The sequence below is a fragment of the Burkholderia arboris genome (assembly GCF_038723655.1).
Taxonomy (GTDB): Bacteria; Pseudomonadota; Gammaproteobacteria; order Burkholderiales; family Burkholderiaceae; genus Burkholderia; species Burkholderia arboris.
This window is the reverse complement of sequence record NZ_CP109821.1, coordinates 2,398,286-2,420,684: the sequence shown is the minus strand read 5'-3', so window position 1 is coordinate 2,420,684 and position 22,399 is coordinate 2,398,286. Positions and strand designations below refer to the sequence as shown.

At 63.7% G+C, this 22,399-nt stretch carries 24 protein-coding genes and 2 pseudogenes; 14 read left to right on the top strand and 12 right to left on the bottom strand.

Annotation, left to right across the window (positions count from 1 at the left end; translation table 11 throughout):
- Positions 1 to 26: 26 nt before the first annotated feature.
- The 4 genes from dapA (at position 27) to OHZ10_RS11355 (ending at position 3,346) form a co-directional block, all read left to right on the top strand.
- Positions 27 to 929 carry a 4-hydroxy-tetrahydrodipicolinate synthase gene (gene dapA, locus OHZ10_RS11370; RefSeq protein ID WP_059233738.1) on the top strand — a complete coding sequence of 301 codons (903 nt, stop codon included), beginning with the start codon at positions 27 to 29 and terminating at the stop codon, positions 927 to 929.
- A 111-nt stretch (positions 930 to 1,040) separates the two neighbouring features.
- Positions 1,041 to 2,186 (top strand): outer membrane protein assembly factor BamC, encoded by a 1,146-nt coding sequence (gene bamC, locus OHZ10_RS11365; protein ID WP_256085051.1) that lies wholly within the window; start codon positions 1,041 to 1,043, stop codon positions 2,184 to 2,186.
- Positions 2,187 to 2,190: 4 nt separating this feature from the next.
- Positions 2,191 to 2,967, top strand: coding sequence for an MBL fold metallo-hydrolase (locus OHZ10_RS11360; protein ID WP_059233740.1), 777 nt, complete (start codon positions 2,191 to 2,193; stop codon positions 2,965 to 2,967).
- Positions 2,968 to 3,010: 43 nt separating this feature from the next.
- Positions 3,011 to 3,346, top strand: a complete 336-nt coding sequence (locus OHZ10_RS11355; RefSeq protein ID WP_081051808.1) for a hypothetical protein — start codon at positions 3,011 to 3,013, stop codon at positions 3,344 to 3,346.
- Here OHZ10_RS11355 and OHZ10_RS11350 read toward each other — a convergent pair.
- Together OHZ10_RS11350 and OHZ10_RS11345 are read right to left on the bottom strand one after the other, a co-directional pair.
- Positions 3,274 to 3,520, bottom strand: a pseudogene (locus OHZ10_RS11350) (hypothetical protein). The gene OHZ10_RS11355 and the pseudogene OHZ10_RS11350 overlap by 73 nt on opposite strands.
- A 56-nt stretch (positions 3,521 to 3,576) precedes the next feature.
- Positions 3,577 to 4,797, bottom strand: a complete 1,221-nt coding sequence (locus OHZ10_RS11345) for a cupin domain-containing protein (protein ID WP_059233741.1) — start codon at positions 4,795 to 4,797, stop codon at positions 3,577 to 3,579.
- A gap of 32 nt (positions 4,798 to 4,829) precedes the next feature.
- Here OHZ10_RS11345 and OHZ10_RS11340 point away from each other — a divergent pair, with 32 nt between their 5' ends.
- Positions 4,830 to 5,372 (top strand): FKBP-type peptidyl-prolyl cis-trans isomerase, encoded by a 543-nt coding sequence (locus OHZ10_RS11340; protein WP_059233742.1) that lies wholly within the window; start codon positions 4,830 to 4,832, stop codon positions 5,370 to 5,372.
- On the opposite strand, the gene OHZ10_RS11335 is transcribed toward OHZ10_RS11340, so the two are convergent.
- The gene (locus OHZ10_RS11335; RefSeq protein WP_342704407.1) at positions 5,352 to 6,623 is read right to left on the bottom strand and encodes a hypothetical protein; all 1,272 of its coding nucleotides are present in this window, start codon (positions 6,621 to 6,623) and stop codon (positions 5,352 to 5,354) included. The two genes, OHZ10_RS11340 and OHZ10_RS11335, sit on opposite strands and share 21 nt — an antisense overlap.
- Positions 6,604 to 9,261: a DNA mismatch repair protein MutS gene (gene mutS / locus OHZ10_RS11330; RefSeq protein WP_174993516.1), complete on the bottom strand. Its 2,658-nt coding sequence runs from the start codon at positions 9,259 to 9,261 to the stop codon at positions 6,604 to 6,606. The genes OHZ10_RS11335 and mutS overlap by 20 nt, the downstream gene beginning before the upstream one ends.
- Positions 9,262 to 9,611: 350 nt before the next feature.
- Between mutS and OHZ10_RS11325 the strand changes: the two genes are divergently transcribed.
- Both OHZ10_RS11325 and OHZ10_RS11320 read left to right on the top strand, forming a co-directional pair.
- Positions 9,612 to 9,845, top strand: a complete 234-nt coding sequence (locus tag OHZ10_RS11325) for a hypothetical protein (RefSeq protein ID WP_059233783.1) — start codon at positions 9,612 to 9,614, stop codon at positions 9,843 to 9,845.
- 151 nt (positions 9,846 to 9,996) lie between these two features.
- Positions 9,997 to 10,293 (top strand): hypothetical protein, encoded by a 297-nt coding sequence (locus OHZ10_RS11320; RefSeq protein WP_059233784.1) that lies wholly within the window; start codon positions 9,997 to 9,999, stop codon positions 10,291 to 10,293.
- Positions 10,294 to 10,557: 264 nt separating this feature from the next.
- On the opposite strand, the gene OHZ10_RS11315 is transcribed toward OHZ10_RS11320, so the two are convergent.
- The 4 genes from OHZ10_RS11315 to OHZ10_RS11300 form a co-directional block, all read right to left on the bottom strand.
- Complete coding sequence (locus OHZ10_RS11315) at positions 10,558 to 11,139, bottom strand: fasciclin domain-containing protein (RefSeq protein ID WP_059233785.1); 582 nt, start codon at positions 11,137 to 11,139, stop codon at positions 10,558 to 10,560.
- Positions 11,140 to 11,262: 123 nt separating this feature from the next.
- Positions 11,263 to 11,985 (bottom strand): anti-sigma factor, encoded by a 723-nt coding sequence (locus OHZ10_RS11310; protein WP_174993514.1) that lies wholly within the window; start codon positions 11,983 to 11,985, stop codon positions 11,263 to 11,265.
- Entirely contained in the window at positions 11,982 to 12,575 is a 594-nt protein-coding gene (locus OHZ10_RS11305; RefSeq protein WP_059233787.1) for a sigma-70 family RNA polymerase sigma factor, read from the bottom strand. Before OHZ10_RS11305 ends, OHZ10_RS11310 begins: the two co-directional genes overlap by 4 nt.
- Positions 12,576 to 13,499: 924 nt before the next feature.
- Entirely contained in the window at positions 13,500 to 13,841 is a 342-nt protein-coding gene (locus OHZ10_RS11300) for a hypothetical protein (RefSeq protein WP_256085049.1), read from the bottom strand.
- A 766-nt stretch (positions 13,842 to 14,607) separates the two neighbouring features.
- Here OHZ10_RS11300 and OHZ10_RS11295 point away from each other — a divergent pair.
- The 4 genes from OHZ10_RS11295 to OHZ10_RS11280 all read left to right on the top strand — a co-directional run bounded on the left by OHZ10_RS11295 (position 14,608) and on the right by OHZ10_RS11280 (position 16,306).
- On the top strand, positions 14,608 to 14,892 hold the full coding sequence (locus OHZ10_RS11295; RefSeq protein WP_059233789.1) for a hypothetical protein: 285 nt from the start codon (positions 14,608 to 14,610) through the stop codon (positions 14,890 to 14,892).
- Positions 14,893 to 14,939: 47 nt separating this feature from the next.
- Complete coding sequence (locus OHZ10_RS11290) at positions 14,940 to 15,149, top strand: hypothetical protein (protein ID WP_081051811.1); 210 nt, start codon at positions 14,940 to 14,942, stop codon at positions 15,147 to 15,149.
- A 33-nt stretch (positions 15,150 to 15,182) separates the two neighbouring features.
- A complete protein-coding gene (rpsU, locus tag OHZ10_RS11285; RefSeq protein ID WP_059233790.1) occupies positions 15,183 to 15,395 on the top strand; it encodes a 30S ribosomal protein S21 in 213 nt (70 codons plus the stop codon).
- A 593-nt stretch (positions 15,396 to 15,988) separates the two neighbouring features.
- Positions 15,989 to 16,306, top strand: a complete 318-nt coding sequence (locus tag OHZ10_RS11280) for a hypothetical protein (RefSeq protein ID WP_256085047.1) — start codon at positions 15,989 to 15,991, stop codon at positions 16,304 to 16,306.
- A 54-nt stretch (positions 16,307 to 16,360) separates the two neighbouring features.
- Here the strand turns inward: OHZ10_RS11280 and OHZ10_RS11275 are convergent.
- A pseudogene (locus OHZ10_RS11275) lies at positions 16,361 to 16,565 on the bottom strand (hypothetical protein).
- 199 nt (positions 16,566 to 16,764) lie between these two features.
- Between OHZ10_RS11275 and OHZ10_RS11270 the strand changes: the two are divergent.
- Positions 16,765 to 17,049: a hypothetical protein gene (locus OHZ10_RS11270; RefSeq protein ID WP_174993546.1), complete on the top strand. Its 285-nt coding sequence runs from the start codon at positions 16,765 to 16,767 to the stop codon at positions 17,047 to 17,049.
- A 52-nt stretch (positions 17,050 to 17,101) separates the two neighbouring features.
- Here OHZ10_RS11270 and OHZ10_RS11265 read toward each other — a convergent pair whose 3' ends face one another.
- Positions 17,102 to 17,341 carry a hypothetical protein gene (locus OHZ10_RS11265; RefSeq protein ID WP_059236703.1) on the bottom strand — a complete coding sequence of 80 codons (240 nt, stop codon included), beginning with the start codon at positions 17,339 to 17,341 and terminating at the stop codon, positions 17,102 to 17,104.
- A gap of 564 nt (positions 17,342 to 17,905) precedes the next feature.
- Here OHZ10_RS11265 and OHZ10_RS11260 point away from each other — a divergent pair.
- On the top strand, positions 17,906 to 18,232 hold the full coding sequence (locus OHZ10_RS11260; RefSeq protein ID WP_256085046.1) for an EthD family reductase: 327 nt from the start codon (positions 17,906 to 17,908) through the stop codon (positions 18,230 to 18,232).
- Between the two features lie 241 nt (positions 18,233 to 18,473).
- Here OHZ10_RS11260 and OHZ10_RS11255 read toward each other — a convergent pair whose 3' ends face one another.
- Together OHZ10_RS11255 and OHZ10_RS11250 are read right to left on the bottom strand one after the other, a co-directional pair.
- Positions 18,474 to 20,096, bottom strand: coding sequence for an NAD(P)/FAD-dependent oxidoreductase (locus OHZ10_RS11255; protein ID WP_342702466.1), 1,623 nt, complete (start codon positions 20,094 to 20,096; stop codon positions 18,474 to 18,476).
- A gap of 309 nt (positions 20,097 to 20,405) precedes the next feature.
- On the bottom strand, positions 20,406 to 21,209 hold the full coding sequence (locus tag OHZ10_RS11250; RefSeq protein WP_006493635.1) for an inositol monophosphatase family protein: 804 nt from the start codon (positions 21,207 to 21,209) through the stop codon (positions 20,406 to 20,408).
- Between the two features lie 282 nt (positions 21,210 to 21,491).
- On the opposite strand from OHZ10_RS11250, the gene OHZ10_RS11245 reads away from it, so the two are divergent.
- Entirely contained in the window at positions 21,492 to 22,316 is an 825-nt protein-coding gene (locus tag OHZ10_RS11245; protein WP_059233794.1) for an RNA methyltransferase, read from the top strand.
- Positions 22,317 to 22,399: the final 83 nt, after the last annotated feature.

Genomic DNA, 22,399 nt, shown 5'->3' with positions numbered 1-22,399 from the left:
TACCGGTACACATTCAATCGCGTTTCATGGCTAACGGCACCCAAGACGGCATTCAAATCCGCGGCAGCATCCCCGCGATCGTCACCCCGATGCTCGAAGACGGCAGTCTCGACCTGCCGGCGTTTCGCAAACTGATCGACTGGCACATCGCGGAAGGCACCGATGCGCTGGTCGTGGTCGGTACGAGCGGCGAGTCGGCAACGCTCAACGTCGAAGAGCACATCCTGATGATCCGCACGGCGGTCGAGCATGCGGCAAAACGCATCCCGATCATCGCGGGCGCGGGCGGCAATTCGACCGCCGAGGCGATCGAGCTGACGAAGCACGCGAAGGCTGTCGGCGCGGACGCGACGCTGCAGGTCGTGCCGTACTACAACAAGCCGACACAGGAAGGCATGTACCGCCACTTCCGGACGATCGCCGAAGCGGTCGACCTGCCGGTGATCCTGTACAACGTGCCGGGCCGCACGGTCGCGGACATGGCGAACGAGACGACGCTGCGCCTCGCGGAAGTGCCGGGCATCATCGGCGTGAAGGAAGCGACCGGCAACATCGATCGCGCCGCGCACCTGATCAAGGCCGCACCGAAGCATTTCGCGATCTACAGCGGCGACGATCCGACCGCGATCGCGCTGATGCTGCTCGGCGGCCACGGCAACATCTCGGTGACGGCGAACGTCGCACCGCGTGCGATGAGCGACCTGTGCCGCGCGGCGCTGGCTGGCGATGTCCAGACGGCACGCGCGCTGCACATGAAGCTGCTGTCGCTGCACAAGAACCTGTTCATCGAAGCGAACCCGATCCCGGTGAAGTGGGCGCTGCAGGCGATGGGCAAGATGCAGGGCGGCATCCGGTTGCCGCTCACGGCGCTCGACGAGCGCTGCCACGATGCCGTGCGTTCGGCCCTCGTCGAGGCCGGCGTCCTCTGATGCCGAGGCGGCCGCGTCCTGCGGCCGCCGGCTCGACCCCTGATCAACCCGCACCGGCCGGCTCCGTCCGGCGCCGCTCCTGACGAGCGTTCTAGCAAGACGAAGGATTTCATGAAACGTTTCGCCATTTCCTCTCGCACCATCCAGCTGTCGGTGATGGTGCTGGCGCTGGGCGCGCTCGCTGGCTGCGATACGCTGAACGACTACCTGGCCCCCGACCGGGTCAACTACAAGAACACCGGTTCGGCGCCGCCGCTGGCCGTGCCGAGCGACCTGAAGCCGGTGCCGACGACGCAGCAGTTCGTCGCGCCGCCGAGCAACGCGGGGCTCGGCACGCTCCCGCCGCGGGTCACGACGCAGGCCGGCAATGCGACCGACGGCATCCCGAGCGCGCAGGATCCGCTCGGCATGCACATCGAGCGCGACGGCGATCGCCGCTGGCTGGTCGTCGATGGCCGCACGCCCGAGCAACTGTGGCCGATCCTGAAGGAATTCTGGCAGGAGAACGGCTTCTCGCTGAAGACCGATGCGCCGTCGACGGGCATCATGGCCACCGACTGGGCTGAAAACCGCGCGAACATTCCGGATGACTGGTTCCGCCGCACGATCGGCAAGGTCATCGATTTCGCGTACTCGTCGGGCACGCGCGACCGCTTCCGCACGCTCGTGAACCGCACGTCGGACGGCAACACCGACATCTCGATCACGCACAGTGCGATGGAAGAAATGATGGTCGGCCCGCAGGGCGGCACGTCGTCGCGCTGGGAAGAGCGTCCGCGCAACCCGGTGCTCGAAGCCGTGTTCCTGTCGAAGCTGATGCAGAAGTTCGGCCTGACCGACGCGCAGGCGAAACAGCTGCTGACCGATGCGCATCCTGCGACGGCACCCGCGCAGGTTAGCGACACGAGTGGCGGCGCGGCGACGCTGCAGTTGGCCGAGTCGTTCGACCGTGCGTGGCTGCGCGTGGGCCTGGCGCTCGACCGCACCAACTTCACGGTCGACAATCGCGACCGCGAGAAGGGTGTGTACACGGTCCGCTATGCGAATACGATGGAAGAGCTCAAGCGTGACGGCCTGTTCGGCAAGCTGTTCTACGGCGGCCCGTCGGCAGCGAAGCCGGGCAAGGAATACCTCGTCAACGTGCGCGCGCAAGGCACCGGCGGCACGCAGGTCGCGGTGGTCGGCGCAAACGGCCAGGTCGACAACTCGTCGGACGCGCAGCGGATCATCTCGCTGCTGCACGCTCAGCTGAACTGAGCGCGTGAGATTCGCCAGCCTCGGAAGCGGCAGCGAAGGTAACGCGCTGGTTGTCGAGGCCTCGAGCGGCACGACAACCACGCGCGTGCTGCTCGACTGCGGTTTTTCCGCCAAGGAGGTCGAGCGCCGGCTCGGCCGACTGAATCTCGGCATCGATGATCTCGATGCGATCCTCATCACCCACGAACACAGCGACCACGTCGGCAGTGCGCTGACGCTCGCCCGCCGCGCATCGCTGCCGCTCTATATGAGCTGGGGTACCGCGCGCGCGGTCGGCGCGGACGAGGCCGATGTCGATCTCCACGTGCTGTGGGGCGACGAGACGGCCGCGATACAGGATCTGGCCGTGATGCCCTACACGGTCCCCCACGATGCGCGAGAACCGCTCCAGTTCGTCTTCATGGACGGCTGCAGCCGGCTCGGCGTGCTGACGGACGTCGGGATGGCCACGCCGCACATTACGGCCGTCCTGAGCGGCTGTGACGCGCTGGTGCTCGAATCCAACCACGATACCGCGATGCTGGCCGGCAGCCGCTATCCGCAGTCGCTGAAGGCGCGGATCGGCGGCAATCACGGCCACCTGAGCAACGACGCGGCGGCCGACATCCTCGCGTCGCTCGAACGCAGCCGCCTCCAGCACCTGGTCGCGGCGCACCTGAGCCAGCAGAACAACCTGCCGGAACTGGCTCGCCGGGCGTTCGGCGGCGTACTGGGGACGGATGGGGAGGACGTGATCGTGGCCTCGCAGGACGCGGGCTTCGACTGGCTGATGCTCGGGTGAGCAGGACGGGGCCGTTACGGCGGCCCGCTGCGGCGGCCGGGCGATGTGTACGGAAACGGCAGACGTAAAAAAACCGGCCCTCGGGCCGGTTTTTTTTCAGCTGACGCTGAGGCTTACTGGCTTGCGCCCGAAGCCGGAGCAGCCGTCGCTGCCGAAGCAGCCGACGCCACTGCAGCAGCAGCGTCGCTCGCAGCAGCCGTTGCCGACGAAGCAGCGGCAGCAGCGTCGCTCGCTGCACCAGCAACTGCCGAAGCAGCCGTCGAAGCAGCAGCAGCCGCGTCGCTTGCAGCCGACGAAGCAGCTTGATCAGCGCTCTTGTTGCAAGCAGCCAGTGCAACAGCAGCCAACAGGGAAGCTACGAGGAGGGATTTCTTCATGATCACGTCCTTTTATGGTTAAAGGTAAGCAACAGCGCGAAACAATACCGGTAATGTGCTCCAACACCGACCTGGGCCGCTGGTGGAGATGCACTTCTTAGAGCGTGAATCTTCCCTACGGCTTGGGCGGAAATTATATGCACTTTCCTATCGACCGTCGACAAATGCGGGGTCAATACGTTGTCTTTCCCATACAGAATTTGATCCGTACGGGCATACGGGGCGACTCACACTAATTCCGGTTTCCGACCCGTATCCAGCCCGCACGATACCACTCGTGCAATAAGGCTGTCATTGAGGGAACCCGGGATAGTGTTACAAACCGTTTCGCCTCCATCTGGCGTTGATTGGCCAGTTCGGGCAGCCATTCACCGGCCTGCTCGAGCGGTCCTTCCTCGCCATTAATGAAGTACGAGCGCGCGTTATACATCAATGCGGCCCTTCTGTCGAGACACACGCCACGCCGTGACGCTTGCGTGACGAACGCGGATTCTGACAGCGGTCGCTCGGGCGGGTCGAAAACGACGTTCGGTTTGGGCTCGCTCAGGTAGCAACCGAGGAATTCTGCGACGTCGCGCTTGCGCCAGCGGATCGCGTCGACGATCTCGGCGACACGCTCGACCATCGCCGGCGGCAACTGCGCGGGCGTGTCGACGGCCGGCTGCTTCGGGTCGCGGTAGAGATCGTCGCCGCCCCCGTCGCGCAGGCCGCCGCGCTCCGCGAGATAGTACAGGAACTGGGCGCCCAGTTCGCCGGCGGACGGGGCCCGGAAGCCGATCGAGCAGGTCATGCACTCGCCTTCGGCGACGCCGTCGTGCGCAATGTGCGGCGGCAGGTACAGCATGTCGCCGGGCTCCAGCACCCATTCGTCGCCCGGTTCGAAGTTTTCGAGGATCTTCAGCGGCACGTCCGGCTGCAGCGACAGGTCCTTCTGCGCACCGACGCGCCAGCGGCGCCGGCCTTCGACCTGCAGCAGGAAGACGTCGTACGAATCGAAATGCGGGCCGACGCCGCCGCCGTCCGTCGCATACGAGATCATCAGGTCGTCCAGGCGCGCGTCGGGGATGAAGCGGAAGCGGTCGAGCAGCGTGCGGGCCGCGTCGACGTGCAGATCAAGCCCTTGCACGAGCAGGGTCCAGGACTTGCGCGTGACGGCAGGCAGCGCGCCCGGTTCGAACGGACCGTGCGCCAGTTGCCACTTGTTACGAAAATGGGTGATCAGTCGCGATTCGGCGTCATAGTCGCCAGCCAGCTCGAACAAGGCGTCGCGCGTAACCGGCGAGGCGACACCGGGGATCGCCTGGCGGATCAGCAGCGGCTTCTTTTGCCAGTAGCCGCGCATGAATTGCGCCGGCGTAAGGCCGCCGAGCAGCGGTGTGGGAAGATCGGAAGGCGGCGCGCCGAGCGGGGCGGCAGCGGCATCCCGCGGTTCGGCTTGAGACCGGTTGCGCATCGTATAATGACAGTTGTATTTGGGAGAATTGGATGAAAATCGCAAAAAACACCGTCGTGTCGGTCACTTACAAGCTGTCGGATGCACAGGGCAATCTGATCGAGGAAAGTGACGAGCCGATGGTCTATCTGCACGGCGGCTATGATGGCACGTTCCCCAAGATCGAGGAACAACTCGACGGCCATGAGCCGGGCTACGAGGCAGAGGTTCAGCTCGAGCCGCAGGACGCGTTCGGCGACTACGATCCCGAACTCGTGAAGATCGAGCCGCGTGATCGTTTCCCCGAGCCGCTGGAAGTGGGCATGCAGTTCGAAGGCACGCCGGAAGACGGCGACGAGGAAGTCGATTCGCTGATCTACACGGTCACCGACATCGCCGAAGACAAGGTCGTGCTCGACGGCAATCACCCGCTGGCAGGCATGGCGCTGCGTTTCGCGCTCACCGTGAAGGACGTTCGCGAAGCCACCGAAGACGAAATCGAGCATGAGCATGCGCATGGTGCGGAAGGGCTCGAGATCGTCGACGAGGATGACGACGAAGACGGCGAAGCACCGTCAGGGCGTACCCTGCACTGAGCTTGCAGGCAGGCCGGGCGCCGGCCCCGATGCAGGGGGCGGCGACGGCCACGACGCGCCGCCCGGGGCGGCGCCGTCGCCCTGCAGTGGCGGCGCGACCGACGACGAGTCGGGCAGCGCCGGCAACGCGGGGATTTCCGGCATCTGCGGCAGCGGCACGTCGTCACGCGGCACGAGCGGCAATGCGGGCGGCACGGGCAGGTTCTTCGGCACCTCCTGCAGGCTCACGTTGAAGATCGTCTGCCGTGACGGCGACACGCTCACCTTCACCCACTGATTCGCCGGATGGCGCGGTCCGATCGCGACGCGCGTCAGGTTTCCGACCAGTTCACCGTCGTCAGCGTGTAGCGGACGGTCGATCAGAAAGCCGTTCGCCAGCGGTTCGCCGCTCGCGTGCATCACCAGTATCGGGCCGCGGAACGTCGCCGCCGCCTTCACCAGCGTTCGTTTCAGTTCCCGGAAGCCGTCGCGCACGCGCGGCCGGTTGAAGCGCAGCCATGCGAAGCGCTCCGAGCGTTCATAGCGTTCGAACTGCGGATCGCCCTCGAAAATCACGACCATCGCGCGCGCCTCGCGACGCTTCGCATATTCGGCCGCGTGGTCGATCCAGAAGCCGTTCGCGATGATGCGGTCCTCGAACTCGCCGTTGCGGCCGCCGGCCGTCAGGTAGTGGTTGTTCGGCGCCGGCGCGTTGAGTGCAACGTAGACGATGTCGTCGCGCATCCAGCGCGCGTTCTCGCGATACGGCCGGAACCGGGCGACTTCGCTCTCTCGCGTGATCTGCAGCGCACCGGGGTCGGGCAGCGCCGAATCGGCGAGCAGCGTTTGCCGCAGGAAATCGAGCCGCTCGACCGGATCGTAGCCACCGCCAGCCGCGGTGTTGCACGTCAGCCAGTCGTCGTGGCCGGGAATGAACACGAGCGGCACGCGCGCCGAATCCAGGATCGCGCCGCGCTGCGAATACAGCGCATCGCGGCACGCTTCCTTCGAACCCTTGAGATCGCCCGCATAGACGACGAAAGCGAGGTTGCGCTCGCGCGCGATCGAATCGAGCAGCCGCTGGGCCGACGGCTCGTCTGCCGGGGCGTTGATGACGCCCGACACGACCGCGAACGAGTAGGGCGCGGTGGTGCGCTTCGGCGGTGCAGCCTGCGCACCGGCCTGCGCGAGCGCGAGTACCGCCGCGACGAGCGCGGCGACGGCGCGAGCCGGCAGGCCCCGCGCAATGCGCTTACGCGTGCCCGTCGGCATCATGCGACCGGACCAGCGTGCGCAGTTCGTACAACAGGTCGAGCGCCTCGCGCGGCTTGAGATCGTCGGGATCGATGTCGCGCAGTTTTTCGAGCGCCGGATGCGGCGTGTCGGGCAGGGCCGGCGCGTCCGCGCATTCGAGACCGTCGACAGCGGCCGGCGGCGCGCTGAACAGGTCGAGTTGCGGCGTGTGCTGCGACGCCGACTGCTGTTCGAGATACGCGAGGTGCTTGCGCGCGGCGCGGATCACCGGCGCCGGGACGCCCGCGAGCTGCGCGACCTGGAGGCCGTAGCTCTGGTTCGCCGGGCCTTCGTTGACCGCGTGCAGGAACACGATGCCATGGCCGTGCTCGACGGCCGACAGGTGGACGTTGGCCGCTTGCGGGAATTCGGCCGGCAGTTGCGTCAGCTCGAAGTAGTGCGTTGCGAACAGCGTGTAGCACGTGTTGTGCGCCAGCAGGTGGCGCGCGATCGCCCACGCGAGCGCGAGGCCGTCGAACGTCGACGTGCCGCGGCCGATCTCGTCCATCAGCACCAGGCTTTGCGGCGTCGCGTCGTTGAGGATCGCAGCGGCTTCGGTCATTTCGACCATGAACGTCGAGCGGCCGCCCGCGAGATCGTCGGCTGCGCCGATGCGCGTGAAGATCCGGTCGATCGGCCCGAAGCAGGCCGACTTCGCCGGCACGTAGCTGCCGACGTACGCCATCAGCGCGATCAGTGCGGTCTGCCGCATGAACGTCGACTTACCGCCCATGTTCGGACCGGTGATCAGCAGCAGCTTGCGCTCGGTGCCGAACCGGCAGTCGTTCGCGATGAACTGCTCGACCTGCGCTTCGACGACCGGGTGGCGGCCCTGTTCGATGTCGATGCCGATCTCGTCGGTGAAAGTCGGCGCCACCCAGTCGAGCGCGCGTGCGCGTTCGGCGAAGGCGGCGAGCAGGTCGAGCTCGGCGAGTGCGGACGCGACGCGCTGGCACTCGGGGATGAACGGCAGCAACGCCTGCAGCACCGAGTCGTACAGCGCGCGCTCGCGCGCGAGCGCGCGCTCCTGCGCGGACAGTGCCTTGTCCTCGAAGGTCTTCAGCTCGGGCGTGATGTAGCGCTCGGCGTTCTTCAGCGTCTGGCGGCGGCGGTAATCGTCGGGCACCTTGTCCGTCTGGCCGCGCGTGACCTCGATGTAGAAGCCATGCACCTTGTTGTATTCGACGCGCAGGTTCGCGATACCGGTGCGCGTGCGCTCGCGCGCTTCGAGATCGATCAGGAACTGCCCGCAGTTCTCCGAAATGTCGCGCAGTTCGTCGAGCTCGGCGTCGTAGCCGCGTGCGATTACGCCACCGTCGCGCACCATCGCGGCCGGCTCGGGCGCAATCGCGCTGGTGAGCAGGTCGAGGCATTCGGCGGGCGGTGCGAGCGCCGCGTCGACGCGCGTGAGCGCATCCGCGTTCGCGACGATCGCGCTGATGCGCTCGCGCAGCGCTGGCAGCGCGGCGAACGTATCGCGCAGGCTCGACAGGTCGCGCGGCCGCGCGGACAGCAGCGCGAGACGTCCGGTGATCCGTTCGACGTCGGCGATCTGGCGCAGCGCGCTGCGCAGCGCATCGAGGCTCGCGTTTGCCGGCGCGTCGAGCAGGGCGCCGATCGCTTGCTGGCGCGACTGCGCGGCGACCGACGCGCGCGGCGGGTGATGCAGCCAGTGACGCAGCAGGCGGCTGCCCATCGTCGTGCAGCAGGTGTCGAGCAGCGAATACAGCGTTGGCGACTCGGTGCCGCGCAGCGTCTCGGTCAGTTCGAGGTTGCGGCGCGTGGCCGGGTCGAGCCCGATGTACTCGGTTTCGTTCTCGACCTTCAGGCTGCGCACGTGCCGCAGTTGTTGACCTTGCGTCGCCGCGGCATAGAGCAGCAGCGCGCCGGCCGCGCCGCACGCGCTCGTCAGCGAGTGTGCGCCGAAGCCGTCGAGGCTCGCGACATCGAGCTGGTCGCACAGGCGCTGTGTGCCGGATGCGATGTCGAAATGCCAGGCCGGCACGCGCTTGCTCGCGCCCGCGCCCGCGGGCACGGCGTCGGTCGCGCCGTCCGGCGTCAGGATTTCGGCCGGCCGGATGCGCTCGAGTGCGGCGGCGAGCTGTTCAGGTTCGATTTCGGCGAGCCGCAGTGCGCCGCTGGCGAGGTTCAGCCACGCGAGGCCGACATTGACCGCGACACCGCGCTTGTTGTGGCCCGTGCACATCGCGAGCAGATACACGTCGTTCTTGTCGGACAGCAGCGCGGCATCGGTCAGCGTGCCGGGCGTGACGACGCGCACGACCTTGCGCTCGACGGGGCCCTTCGACGTGGCCGGATCGCCGATCTGCTCGCAGATCGCGACCGATTCGCCCATCTTCACGAGCTTCGCCAGATACTGTTCGACCGCGTGATGCGGCACGCCGGCCATCTTGATCGGCGTGCCGGCCGATGCACCGCGCTGCGTGAGGGTCAGGTCGAGCAGGCGCGAGGCCTTTTCCGCGTCTTCGAAGAACAGCTCGTAGAAGTCGCCCATCCGGTAGAAGACGAGCGTGTCGGGGTGATCTGCCTTGATGCGCAGGTACTGCTGCATCATGGGGGTGTGGCCGGCGAAGGCTTCGGGCGACAGCGTGGTCATAGGTCAGGCATGAGGTTGTTGCTTTGGTTGCCCGAGTTTACCAGCGGGCCGGACACGACTGCGCGAAGTTCGCCGTTCGGCCAGTTGCAGACGTTGGGAATCGGCAGCGACCCGTGTTCCTGCCCCAGCTCGTGGGCTTTGCGCTGCGGGCGCTACCCGCCACGTAGTGCTAACCCCGGCACACCAGTTGCGGTCGGCAGTCTAGATTGTGACTGTACGGATTCGCTGATCGAACATCGGACGTTCTGTCCATTTCCTCGATATGTCGACCGGAGACCGCTACGTGAACGAATCGACCTACTGTGTCATTTTCGGCTTTGTCGTGATCTGCTGACCGTGACGGAGGACATATGACGCATCCCTTGTACGAATTGCTTAGTAACCTCGACGAACGCCGCCTCTTTTATACATTGGGCCGACATCGCCCGGACACCATTCTGATCTCGATAACTGTGCCAGGTGAGCGTATCGAGATCGACGTGTTCGACGATGGGCATATGGAGATGTCCCGCTTTTCCGGAGATGAGAGTGTAATCGACGACCAACAAATGATTTTAAAGGCTATCGAGGGGGCTTCCGAGTGAACGAGGTTGGCCATGAGATGCAACCCACTCACTTCCCGTCGGCCGACGCCGCTACCAGCCAGGAGCGGTCAGCCGGCATCGAGGTCTAGATCGTTGACAATTGGCGTGCCCCTTCGCTGAGGGGCGATCGCGGAAAGCGAATTGAGGCGGTATGGGACAGAAGCTGGGCGGTACTGAGTTGGAGCTTTACCGACGAGTCGATGAGGTTCTGTACTACGTATGGGACCCTATCGGTGTTGCACCAAATGCTGTTACACGTGACGAATACCAAAGTTATTTGCCGGAAGTGTTCTCAATGTTGCAGGGGGGAGCGGACGTCTCATCCATCGCGGCATACTTGGATAACGTTGCCACTGAGAGGATGGGTCTGAACGGGAATCCGGGACATTCCACGCGAGTTGCCGAATTCCTGCTCGACTGGAAAGCCGAGATTTACCGGGTGCGATAAGCGCCGATTCGGAAAAACTTCAGCGTGGGTCTTGGCGTAGGTTTGCGCGTTGAGCCTTGTCAGTTAAGGCGCAGGTACTGCTGCATCATTGGGGTGACGGGTGCATGTGCTGCGGTGGGTTGCATGCTCATGTGACCGGGAAAAGTTGCTTTGGCTGCTTCTGTTTGCCAGCGGCTAATGGGGTCGGGCACGCTCGTATCGGGAACGGGGCGACATATTGGAGATCAGTCGATCGCGGCCCGTTCCCTTGGCACTTTACGGGTATCACGGCAACAGTACAGTATCGACCACGTGAATCACTCCGTTGGACTGCATGACGTCGCCGATCGTCACATGTGCGACATTGCCCTTGTCGTCAGTGATAGCCCATCCCTTTGCGTCATGGCTGACGATCAGCGAGTCACCCTCGACCGTCTTCAGCATTGCCTTTCCGCCGCCTTGGTCAACCGCCACGGCCAGATCATGTGCGGTGAGGCGTCCGGGTACGACGTGATACGTGAGTATCTTGACCAGCGTCGCCTTGTTTTCCGGCTTAAGTAATGTCTGCACCGTTCCGGTCGGTAGCGCGGCGAATGCCTCGTTAGTTGGCGCGAAAACCGTGAACGGGCCCTTGCTCGACAAGGTATCGACCAGTCCGCCGGCCTTCACGGCTGCAACCAGCGTCGTGTGGTCGTTCGAGTTCACAGCGTTCTCGACGATATTCTTCGACGGATACATCGCTGCGCCGCCCACCTCCACGGTTTTTTCCATGGACATCGAACCCGCGTTAGAGGCATGTGTAGCGCCCAGGGCGATCGCCAGCGTGAGCATCATGGCGGTCATTCTCAGTTTGCTGCAGGATTCCATCTGGGTTCTCCCGAAAGATCGATGCTTCCGGCTGGAAGCAATCGAAGATACGAGACGAACCCGGAGACGGATGCATGCGTCCTTGCTAATCCGCGACTGCGATGGACGGCCCGTGTGCCTGGCCTATACGCCGCCGATGGCACCTTGTGCGAGCACTGGGCCAGTCGGTTGCCCGGTCGACGAGCCGCCGCGCGGTTCAAGCGACACGGCCAGCACTGCGTGGGCATCAAGCGAGGCGAGCGTCGCTTTCGAAATCGCCACGACGGTCGGACGGTCTGCGGCGATCAAGCCGAGGGAAGCGGGTTGCCCACCTGGTGCAATCAACCACAGTTCGGTAGAGCGATTGGCCACGAAGGGGATATTGCCAGCTGGCGCAACGAGCATGCGCGCGTGCTCCACATCGACGATCGCGGTCCAGCCGGCGGTGCCACCTTCACGGATGAGGCTTGCAATCCTGTAGCCATCGTGACCGGTTTCCGTAACGGTGGGTGCGCGGGGCGGTAGAACGAGCAGGACGGCTAGTGCAACAGCCGCGATGCTTGAACCGATACCGATCCAGCGCCAGCCACGCAGATTGTTCCAGAAACCGGCTCGTGGTCGGGGCCGGTTGGCGGGTGCCAATCCCAAGTCTTTCTGGACGCGTACCCACACGTACGACGGAGGCTCGATGTCGACAATATCGTCGTTTAGCGGCATCAAATAGTTTTGCCAGTTGACAACACTCGTGGCCAGTTGGGGATCGCGCTGCATGGCCTGTTCGAACTGCCAGCGCTCCGTCCCGTCGAGCACGCCCAACACGTATTCGGCACAACGAATGTCATTCGGGCCGGAAAGTGGGGTGTTCATCGTTCGAGGCAAGCTTTGAGTTGGAGCAAACTGCGCCTAATCCAGCTTTTCAACGTACCGAGCGGAACACGAAGGCGGTCAGCCAGTTCCGCATACGTTGCGCCCGAAAAGAATGCCTCTCGCACGACGCTCCGCTGCGTGACCGGCAGATTTTCCAGGCAATGCTCCAGCCGTCGCCGTTCCTCGCTGCTTTCAGCCACTGTGACGGGTGACGGTCGTTCGTCGACCGCTTCTTCCATCGTCGACTCGTCGACGCGCACCTCGCGGTGACGTCGAAGGCAGTCGATCGCCCGATTGCGCGCGATGGCCCCCAGCCATGTAATTGCGCTGGCCAGTGCCGGATCGAACGTCCCGGCCCGATGCCATACCGTGACATAGACCTCCTGCAACACCTCCTCGGCTTCACCGCGATCTCGCAGCATCGTCACGCACACTCCGAACATTTTTGCAGAGGTGCGGCGGTAGAGGATGCTGAACGCATCTTGATCGCCGGTACCCACGTCGAGGAGAAGCCGGTTGAGTTCTTCGCGCCGGCGATTCTCGGAATCGCCGGTCGACCTATCACCTTCAGACGCGAGATTGCTTCTCATGTGCACTGTATGCTCCACCGGGTGGTCTGAATCCGTAGCGGCCTTTGAGGTGTCACGAAGTCGGGAACGATAGCAATGGTCTGCACCTGCCATCGTATCGCGATCCCAGGACCGCTCCGAGCCAGTCAGCTCATGTACGTTCAAGGTCGGTGATTGGATGCACGTGCCGGAGAAAAATGAGTCGGCGCCGAGTCAGGCGCAATCCAACAGCAGTGCGGAATGTTGAGTGGAGACTTTTGCGAAGAAGCGATCGCGTGAGACAAGGACCTGCCGTCTGAATATCTAGCGTAGGTTTGCGCAGATGGTCTTGTCAGATAAGCCGCAGGTACTGCTGCATCATTGGAGTGACGTTTGCAGCGACTGCGATAGGGTTGGTGCTCATTTGACGGGAAAAAGTTGCTTTGCGCGCCGGAATGTTCCAGTGCCTCCGCCCAAATTTCAGAACCCCTGCCCCACGTTTCATAGCGCGAATGCAACCCGCAACGTAGTGCTAACACCGAGGGGCGGGTTGCGGTCGACGGTCTAGATTGTGTCTGTATGGACGCGTTATCGCGCGTGCGCATGCCCCTGAAGCTGATCGCATAGAAGACGTAAGGAGGCGATATGGGTCGTTCTGCGACGAAACGTTTAGCCGTTGGAGCAATGCTAGTCGTCGCATTGCCGTTCGCGTGGTCAGCGGGCCTGGTCGATCTGCCTCAACCTTCGGGGCACGGACCAATTTTGGGCCATCCGGTGGTCAAGCCAAAAAAAATGCACGCGCAGCAGAAGGGGTTGCTCAATGGCGAACGCCTTGGTGGGCCTCAAACGCCGACACCCGATCCGGATCACGGTGGTGCATCAAATGGTCCGCACGATCCGCCACATCCGCCGGAGCCACCGAGGCCGCAAGAATAGGATTGATGCCCGAAGATGAGGGACAGTTGGCTACCGACTCAGTCGGTTTTTTGCTTCAATGGCGAACCGCTCGGGAAGTACGCGGCTGGGCCAAATTAGCCCCTCGAATTCCTGGAGGATGTGAGCGCCGCGGATGGGGTCGCCGCATTGGTACGCCTCCAGCGACATCTCAAGCATTGTTCTCAGAAGAGGGAGGCAATCTGAGGAAACCTTGGGCACGACAACAGGCAGGGCGCTTTGCAACTCGACAAAAGCCTTCTCAAGCGTCATTTGCTCGTCCGCTGACAAATAGTCTTCTGCGGGGAAGTCGTCTGGGGCAGACAACAAAACGTAGCTGATGAAGTCGTGATACCGGGTCAGGGGGGCTGCCATGTTCGTGTTGGTCGCCTGGAAAGGGAAGCGCGATGTCCTTGGTATGCCCGACCGGCACGCGGTGGTCGAATGAATGCCGTTAGATCGAACGACCCGGCGTAGGTTGAAGCGTAGCTTTTGCGATAGGGCCTTATCAGATAAGGCGCAGGTACTGCTGCATCATGGGAGTGGCGGTAGCGGGTACTGCGGCAGAGGCGTGCTCATGTGACCGCGAAAAGTTGCTTGGGCTGCCCAAGTTGATCAGTGGCCCGTACGGCACTGCTCGAAGTTCGACGCCCGGTCAGTTGTAGGCGATTGCGACCGACCGTTGGCGGTGGCCGCACGGATTGCCCGCAACCCGGGGTTGAGCAGGGCGAGCGCGGGCTCAAGCCTCATCGACGACAGTGATCGACATGTTCAGCGCGTCGGCTGCACTCGGCGTGGCCTTCATCCGGTCAACAGGCCACGGCGTAAGCGCCTCGGTGAACGAGGGCGCGACGGCATGTGGTGTCCCATTGGCGCGGTGCGGCAAGGCACTTCGTCATCCGCCGGGTCGCCGTCGAAATAAGATGGACGCCCAATCGACGATGCGCGTATGATGGTTTCGTTCGAGCACCCGTTTGCCGTTTGACCGCTCGCCCTCCACCTGCCACCGTGTTGCGTCGCGCATTTCCTCGCTCGCAACGTTTGTCCCTTTCACCCCGACCCGTCGCGCCATGCATCAGGCGATGCTGGCTGCATACGCTCGTCCTTGCGAGTCGCCGCAATCGATCGCTGGGAGTTCATTGTGAGCATGCATATCTACCGTGGATTCGAGATCTATCCACTGATTTACCCGCACGTGCCTGCGTTGGATGGCTGCCCGCATAACTACGATGCCGGCTTCGATGCAGCGGTCAAGATCTGTCTTCGCGGCACCACCGACACGCTGACGCAGAGCCAGACGTTCAGGCTTCTCGACGACGGCCCGTTCGATACCGCCGGTGACGCACGTCGTGCGTCGCTGCGCTATGCCGAGAGCGTCATTGACGACAATCGCGAGAAACAGGGCTTTTTTTCGAGCGCCCTCTAACGCGACTCGCTATGGCAACGTGACCTGCGAGCAATTTGGAGGACGAAATGATTGTCGACGAACTTCTTGATCTGATCAGCCGGTGCAAGGTCGCTCGGAGCGGCGCTGTACTGCCCGCCGGAGTGACGCATTCTGCGCTGTGCCATCAACAAGAGCTGCAGATGTTTGCGGCTGTGCGTGCATTTTCAATTGGAGCCGGGTATTCGGAGTTCGAATCTGACGAGATAGCCAGCACCGTCATGACACGACTCGGCTAGTTTTCCAGTCAAACGTTTTCAAACAGGAGCTACATGACAACCGTCACACTGAAGGTCAATGAACCAATCGATGTCGCGCTGCGGCGATTCCGGCGCGGTATTGAGAAGACCGGGTTGATTCGGGAGTTGCGCAGTCGCACGAGCTATGAAAAGCCCACGACGGAACGCAAGCGGAAAAAAGCCAGTGCCGTTGCCAGGCAGCGCTTACGGGCGAAGCGCATGCTGCCGCCCCGCAAGATGTTCTAGACGAACATCGTGCACGACGTGCCGGCCGAGGGGCCTTCTCACGTCGCCATCTCGATCCCCAGCTTGAGGTAAGGCGGCTGGACGACGCAGGTGGCATGCCGGCCGGCCACCTCGCAGCGGCAAGATGAATGATTGGCGCGCCCGTCGCGCCGTGCGGCAGTGACACTGCTCGAAATTGACTCGCGCATCGCCTTTCGAGTGAGCGCATGTGCGCTCGACGTGCGGCACGTCAAGATGAAGATCGTAATCAGAAGGCGACAAACATGAGCTGGTACTGCGACATGGAACGCGAGTTGGCCCATATCAGACGATCGATCGGGATGCTTGAGCAAGCGCAACACGCGTTCGTCAACAGATCGTCCGTGAGCGATCCAGCGTATTGGCGAGTCAAGCTCATCAGGCTCCGCACACAATCCGTGCGAAACAAGGTCCTCGCACTCCAAGTGGACGAGCTTTGGGGTCGCCTCGACCGCATTCACCATTCGCGCGGCCGAAAATAGGAACCTGCGCCATCACGCTCATCTTTTTATCGGGTGCGCTCGCATTGAAGGCCGCAGTTCAAGGGAGTCGCATTCGATCGTCGGAGCAACATCATGATTGACGCTAACCCAAGCAACACGTTTCGACACCTTCCACTCTCGCCCGAGCAAGACGCGGAAATCCGGCACTACATAAAGAAGAAAGAGCAGAAGGGTGAGCAATGGGACACCTTCGAGTTGGCGATGATGCTCGGAGACATGCTTTCCCCTCCGCCAAGCGACGATGACAAGCCGGAGGCTACCGTCGAAGAAGCGAAGCTGGCCTGCGAATATGCATTGGCTTCGATCAACGAAGCCATGGAATCCGTATCCGCAAGTGAAGAGCGACTCGCCGCGATGGAAGCCGAGGAAATGAAGCACCCCAGGCGGTAACGCATCCACGATGCCCGAAGCTCAAGCCGCAGTTGCGCTATCTCCCTTGTGTCTTCAGCCGGGCTGAGCGGCCAGCCATCCTTGCGCCCATTGCGTCGCGTACGCAATCGCATCGTCGCGCGCGTCGCTACCCGCCAGATCGCCGCTGGAATGCACTTCGCTCTCACCTCCGTCCAGCAGTGTCGGCGTGTGCGATGTACTCTCCGTCGGCCCTGCGGGGCGTCGGGTCGATGCGGAATCGGGGTGTATTGAAGCGCATTTGCTCCTCCCTGTTTGGTTGTCACGAGCGCAGAGGCCGTTGGGGCAGCGCAAGCAGAAGCGTCCGCCATCGAGAAGCGCCGCGATCTGGCCAGTTTCACCATCCGGCCGCGGTCGCGCACTGCTCGAGTCAGTAACGTCATCGGCAAGGCGAACGGTCAGACCGCGTAGCGATGACAATGAAAGAATCAGATCCGCTCATGAAAATTGACCACCGCTCGATACCCTATTACCTGATCCTCCGCGGTGGCTGGTCGACCTATGTGCTCAATGCGGACCGTGTCGTTCTTCGTCGTGAGGCAAGTCCGCTGTTGCGTGCCTTTGCGCGAACGCGCGGCGAATTTGCAAGTATTGACGGCGTCGTATGGAACACCTTCTCCGATGCGGAGGGCCTTTCTGTCGTCGAGCGACGGGAGACGCGGTGCTATGCGCTGGTTAAGGGAACCGAAACCGAGCACCAGTTGCGATTGTTGACGACCCTCTGACGTCAACGCGCGGGTGAGTCTTGTACGGTCCGACGAACGAGCAAGCTGAAGTTCAGTGCGCCCAGCGCTGACCACGCCGCTCGATCGCCGCCACGACAACATTGAGTACGTGACGGGCAACACCCTCATCAGCCATGCCGGCATCAAAGTACTGGCGGACGTTCATGATTTTTGACTGATGGGAACCGTCATCATTGTCCACGACAAAAATACTGGCCGTTCCAGCATCAGCCATCAAGACAACCTGGATAGTCTTGCCGCACACGATCGCTTGCAGGTTTGAGGAAGCCATGGATGTGTCCGGCAGGGGCATTGGGGTTTCAAGTATGCTCGCCGGCAGTCGGGCAAATTCGCCTATATCCACCACGTTTCCAGTCGATTCATGGCCAATTCGTACGCCATGAGTGTGTTTGACTTATGCGGCTGTCATGCCGTGTCTGGCTTGGCGCAGGGACTGCTGCATCGTTGGGGGTGGCCGGCGATGGCTTCGGGCGACAGCGTGGTCACAGGTCGGGCATGAAGTTGTTGCTTGGGTTGCCCGGGTTTGCCAATGGCTTCGATGCAGGCGCGCGAAGTGGGCCGTTTGGCCGGGTGTGGGTGATGGCGATCTGCCGCTATCTGAGGGGCGTACTCATCCCACTGCCGACCCACAAAGCGTCCGATGTCGCCGAACGGCTCCCGCGTCGTTGGACTCCCAGCGCCGCCAAACTGGCAAGACGGGGTCACCGGTGCTTACAATCGGAAGAATGAGTATCCCGATTCTGGAAGAAGCCCTGGCCACGCCCTATATCGGCGACCTCGACGTCGTCTCGCGGGCGGCGCCGCCCCGATTACCGTACAGCAACAGGAGAACCCGATGATCAAAGTCAGTGTCATGTACCCGTACGCCGCAGGTGCGCGATTCGATCATGCGTACTACCGCGAGAGGCATATGCCAATGGTGAAACAGCGGCTCGGCGCTGCATGTCTGTATTACACGGTGGACAAGGGCATCGCAGGCGGTGCTCCGGGCGTTGATCCTGTTTACGTGGCCAAGTGCGACTTCGTCTGCACTTCCGTCGAAGCTTTCCAGGCGGCGCGCGACCCGCACGCGCAGGAGATCATGGCCGACATCGCCAATTACACGGATATCCAACCCGTGCTGCAAATCAGCGAAGTGGTGGTGGAGCGTTCGGAAGTCTGATCAAGGTTCGGAGATCGCCAGGCACCGCATCCGCATATGGCGCCCCTGCGGGACGAGACCCGAGTTTGCCAGTGGCTACGCCGTGCACGTGCGAAGTTCGCCGTTTGGCCAGGTTGCCGGAGCTTGCGCGATCGGGCAGCGGCCGTCCTCATGCCGTTGCCCGATCGCGTTCCCGGGTGACCATACGAAAGCCGGCGTCGCTCAGGTCACGGACCTGCACGCGCCGGCTCCGTACAACACGTCAGGACGCGTGCGCCGGCGTCATGCTGAGCGCCACCGCCTGCGCGACCTCGATACCGTCAATGGCTGCCGAATAGATACCGCCCGCATAACCGGCACCTTCGCCGGCGGGATAAAGCCCTTCGACGTTCATGCTCTGGTAATCGTCCTTGCGCCGAATCCGGATCGGCGACGACGTGCGCGTCTCCACGCCGGTCAGCACCGCATCGTGCATCGCGAAGCCGGAGATCTTCTTGTCGATCTCGGGCAGGGCTTCGCGGATGGCTTCGATCACGTAGTCCGGCAGCGCGGTGCTGAGGTCGGTCGGGTTCACGCCGGGCTTGTACGACGGCTCCACGGAGCCGAGCGACGTCGACGGCCGGCCTGCGATGAAGTCGCCGACCAGCTGGCCCGGCGCGCGGTAATCGCCGCCGCCGAGTTCGAACGCACGCTCTTCCCATTTGCGCTGGAACGCGATGCCCGCGAGCGGGCCGCCGGGGTAGTCGTCCGGCGTGATGCCGACCACGATGCCCGCATTCGCATTGCGCTCGGCGCGCGAATACTGGCTCATCCCGTTGGTGACCACGCGGCCGGGCTCGGAGGTCGCCGCGACCACCGTGCCGCCCGGGCACATGCAGAAGCTGTAGACGGCCCGTCCGTTACTGCTGTGGTGAACCACCTTGTAGTCGGCCGCGCCGAGCTGCTTGTGGCCCGCAAACTTGCCGAAGCGGCTGCGGTCGATCAGCCCCTGCGGATGTTCGATCCGGAAACCCAGCGAGAACGGCTTGGCTTCGATAAAGACGCCGCGATCGTGCAGCATCTGGAACGTGTCGCGCGCGCTGTGGCCGACGGCCAGCACCACGCGGTCGCACCGCAGCGTTTCCCCGTTCGACAGCTTGAGCGCGCGCACCTTGCCCTGATCGATTTCGATGTCGTCGACGCGGGTTTCGAAGCGCACTTCGCCACCCAGTTCGTGAATCGACGCGCGCATTTTCTCCACCATGCTGACGAGGCGGAACGTGCCGATGTGCGGCCGGCTCAGATACAGGATGTCCTCGGGCGCGCCGGCCTTGACGAATTCGTCCAGCACCTTGCGGCCATAGTGGTTGGGATCCTTGATCTGGCTGTACAGCTTGCCGTCGGAAAACGTCCCGGCGCCGCCTTCGCCGAACTGCACGTTGGATTCGGGGTTGAGCACGCTCTTGCGCCACAGGCCGAAGGTGTCCTTGGTGCGCTCGCGCACGGCCTTGCCGCGCTCGAGGATGATGGGGCGGAACCCCATCTGCGCAAGGATCAGCCCGGCAAACAGGCCGCACGGCCCCATGCCGATGACGACCGGCCGCAGGAAATCGGCGTGCTCGGGCGCCTTCGTGACGAAGTGGTACGCCATGTCGGGCGTCACGCCGCAATGCGGCTTGCCGGCGATGCGCTTGAGCGCGGCCGCTTCGTCCTTGATCTCGAGATCGACGATATACGTGAGCTTGATGTCCGAACGCTTGCGCGCATCGTGCGCGCGGCGGAACACGGTGTAACGGAGGAGCTCGTCCGCCGCCACGCCAAGCTCGTCGAGGCGCGCGCGAATCGCGGCCTCGAGCGCGCTTTCGGGGTGGTCGAGGGGGAGTTTAATTTCGCTTAGCCGTAACATGGGGACTCGGATGCGATTGCCACGGCGTCGTGGCGGTGTTGATACGTGCGGGGGCCGGCAGACGGGCGGCGTCGTTCGCCGCGCGGGCATGCCGGACGCAAGCCATTCATTGTCGTTGCCGGCCAACCGGTATGGGCGGCGGCAATATGCCGACCCGCCCGAACGACTCAGGCACCTTCAGGATAGGCGCACGAAGCGCCCCTTGCGCACGGAAGATTTCCGGCCTCCCGGGCGACGGGCGGCGCGCGGTCACGACGATGCCTGCGAGCGGTTTGCGCGAAAGCCGCGCCATGCGGGCGCGGCCCGGGCTTACTCCGCTGCCGGGTGCACTCGGCTGTAGCGGTTCAGAATCGGGATCATCTGCGCGTAGATCTTCGGGTTCGCGGCGACGATCTCATGGCGATGCAGGAAATCGGCGTCGCCCGTGTAGTTGCCGACGAGGCCGCCGGCTTCGGTGATCAGCAGGCTGCCCGCGGCCATGTCCCACACGTTGATGCCTTGCTCGAAGAACGCGTCGAGGCGGCCGGCCGCGACGTTCGCGAGGTCGAGTGCCGCCGCGCCCGGGCGGCGCAGGCCCGTGCAGGCCTGCGTCATTTCGGTGAAGAGGCGTGCGTACGCGTCGAGGCCGTCCTTTTCACGGAACGGGAAACCCGTGCCGACCAGTGCGTCCGCCAGGCGGTCGCGGCGGCCGACGCGGATGCGGCGGTCGTTCAGGTACGCGCCGCGGCCGCGGGTGGCCGTGAACAGGTCGTTCTTGTTCGGATCGTAGACGACGGCCTGCGTGACGACACCCTTGTGCTCGAGCGCGATCGACACGCAGTAGTACGGGAAGCCGTGGATGAAGTTGGTCGTGCCGTCGAGCGGATCGATGATCCACTTGAATTCGGATTCGTTGTCGGATTCGCCCGATTCTTCCGCGAGGATCGCGTGGTCGGGGTAGGCGGTCTTCAGCGTCTCGATGATCGCGTCTTCTGCGGCCTTGTCCACTTCGGTGACGAAGTCGTTCTGCTGCTTCTTGCGGATCTCGATCAGGTCGAGATCGAGGGACGCGCGATTGATGATCTGTCCGGCGCGGCGCGCAGCCTTGACAGCAATGTTGAGCATGGGATGCATGAGCCTGGATCCTGTAGCCGGCGGCACGGGCCGCCACGAAGTGGAACAACCGCCCGGAACGGCGCAAGCATGCCGGGCGAGATGAGACGCGAATTGACAAAGAGCGGGGTACGACCCGCGCCGTACAAGGTGCACGACGCGTAAAGGCATGATTTTACCCGATTTTCGGCAGTTTCAGGCAGCCGGAATACGGGGAAACCCCCACTGTCCGTCCGGACGAGTGGGTTTGCCGCGGCGATGGCGATACCATACTGCCATTCTGATGAACCGAGTCGTCACGTAGTGGAAACCCCGCAGAACACCGCCGCGCCGTCCGAGCCGGGCGCGGCCTCGTCCCGGCCGCCGTCCGGCGGCTTCACGTCCACCCGCTTCGTGCTCGTCGAGCCGAGCCATCCCGGCAATGTCGGGGCGGCCGCCCGCGCGCTGAAGACGATGGGCTTTTCGCGTCTCGTGCTGGTCGCGCCGCGCGTGCCGCACGTGCAGAGCGATCCCGAGGCGATCGCGATGGCCAGCGGCGCGGACGACGTCCTCGCATCCGCGCATGTCGTGCCGACGCTCGGCGACGCGCTGTCCGGCGTCCACTGGTCGATCGCGCTGACCGCGCGCACGCGCGAGTACGGGCCGCCGCGCCTCGCGCCGCGCGCGGCTGCCACGCAAGCGTGTGCGCAGGTCGGCACGGGCGACATCGCACTCGTGTTCGGCAACGAGCGTACCGGTCTCGCGAACGAGCATGTCGAGCAGTGCAGCGCGCTCGCGCACATCCCGGCGAACCCGGCCTACAGTTCGCTGAATCTCGCGCAGGCCGTGCAGGTGCTCGCGTACGAGCTGCGCGTCGCGTTTCTCGAGCAGGCGAGCGGGCCGTTGGCGCAACCGTCGGCCGAAGCCGGCACGCTCGCGCAGAGCGACGAGATCGAGCGGATGTATGTGCACCTCGAGAACGCGCTGATCGCGCTCGATTTCCTCGATCCACGCAATCCGAAGAAGCTGATGCCGCGGCTGCGGCGCCTGTTCGCGCGCACGGGCCTCGAGCGCGAGGAGGTCAACATCCTGCGCGGCGTCGCGAAGCACATCCTGCTGAAGTCGGGCAAGCCCGACGGCGACGCGTAAGCGGCCGGCGTACCGGCTGCCGGGCGTTCGGTCGCAGCCCGCGTGCCGCTTCGGGCCGGGCGGGTCCGGCGACGGCCGGCCGG

What these genes read in the sequence shown, in the direction of transcription:
- OHZ10_RS11265 (WP_059236703.1), bottom strand. Translation starts at nt 17,341, where the DNA reads ATGGCTTCCTCAAACCTGCAAGCGATCGTGTGCGGCAAGACTATCCAG.
- bamC (WP_256085051.1), top strand. Translation starts at nt 1,041, where the DNA reads ATGAAACGTTTCGCCATTTCCTCTCGCACCATCCAGCTGTCGGTGATG.
- OHZ10_RS11255 (WP_342702466.1), bottom strand. Translation starts at nt 20,096, where the DNA reads ATGTTACGGCTAAGCGAAATTAAACTCCCCCTCGACCACCCCGAAAGC.
- OHZ10_RS11335 (WP_342704407.1), bottom strand. Translation starts at nt 6,623, where the DNA reads ATGCCGACGGGCACGCGTAAGCGCATTGCGCGGGGCCTGCCGGCTCGC.
- dapA (WP_059233738.1), top strand. Translation starts at nt 27, where the DNA reads ATGGCTAACGGCACCCAAGACGGCATTCAAATCCGCGGCAGCATCCCC.
- OHZ10_RS11340 (WP_059233742.1), top strand. Translation starts at nt 4,830, where the DNA reads ATGAAAATCGCAAAAAACACCGTCGTGTCGGTCACTTACAAGCTGTCG.
- OHZ10_RS11260 (WP_256085046.1), top strand. Translation starts at nt 17,906, where the DNA reads ATGATCAAAGTCAGTGTCATGTACCCGTACGCCGCAGGTGCGCGATTC.
- OHZ10_RS11315 (WP_059233785.1), bottom strand. Translation starts at nt 11,139, where the DNA reads ATGGAATCCTGCAGCAAACTGAGAATGACCGCCATGATGCTCACGCTG.
- OHZ10_RS11300 (WP_256085049.1), bottom strand. Translation starts at nt 13,841, where the DNA reads ATGGCAGCCCCCCTGACCCGGTATCACGACTTCATCAGCTACGTTTTG.
- OHZ10_RS11305 (WP_059233787.1), bottom strand. Translation starts at nt 12,575, where the DNA reads ATGAGAAGCAATCTCGCGTCTGAAGGTGATAGGTCGACCGGCGATTCC.
- OHZ10_RS11290 (WP_081051811.1), top strand. Translation starts at nt 14,940, where the DNA reads ATGATTGTCGACGAACTTCTTGATCTGATCAGCCGGTGCAAGGTCGCT.
- OHZ10_RS11320 (WP_059233784.1), top strand. Translation starts at nt 9,997, where the DNA reads ATGGGACAGAAGCTGGGCGGTACTGAGTTGGAGCTTTACCGACGAGTC.
- OHZ10_RS11345 (WP_059233741.1), bottom strand. Translation starts at nt 4,797, where the DNA reads ATGCGCAACCGGTCTCAAGCCGAACCGCGGGATGCCGCTGCCGCCCCG.
- OHZ10_RS11310 (WP_174993514.1), bottom strand. Translation starts at nt 11,985, where the DNA reads ATGAACACCCCACTTTCCGGCCCGAATGACATTCGTTGTGCCGAATAC.
- mutS (WP_174993516.1), bottom strand. Translation starts at nt 9,261, where the DNA reads ATGACCACGCTGTCGCCCGAAGCCTTCGCCGGCCACACCCCCATGATG.
- OHZ10_RS11355 (WP_081051808.1), top strand. Translation starts at nt 3,011, where the DNA reads ATGTGTACGGAAACGGCAGACGTAAAAAAACCGGCCCTCGGGCCGGTT.
- OHZ10_RS11250 (WP_006493635.1), bottom strand. Translation starts at nt 21,209, where the DNA reads ATGCATCCCATGCTCAACATTGCTGTCAAGGCTGCGCGCCGCGCCGGA.
- rpsU (WP_059233790.1), top strand. Translation starts at nt 15,183, where the DNA reads ATGACAACCGTCACACTGAAGGTCAATGAACCAATCGATGTCGCGCTG.
- OHZ10_RS11325 (WP_059233783.1), top strand. Translation starts at nt 9,612, where the DNA reads ATGACGCATCCCTTGTACGAATTGCTTAGTAACCTCGACGAACGCCGC.
- OHZ10_RS11280 (WP_256085047.1), top strand. Translation starts at nt 15,989, where the DNA reads ATGATTGACGCTAACCCAAGCAACACGTTTCGACACCTTCCACTCTCG.
- OHZ10_RS11270 (WP_174993546.1), top strand. Translation starts at nt 16,765, where the DNA reads ATGAAAATTGACCACCGCTCGATACCCTATTACCTGATCCTCCGCGGT.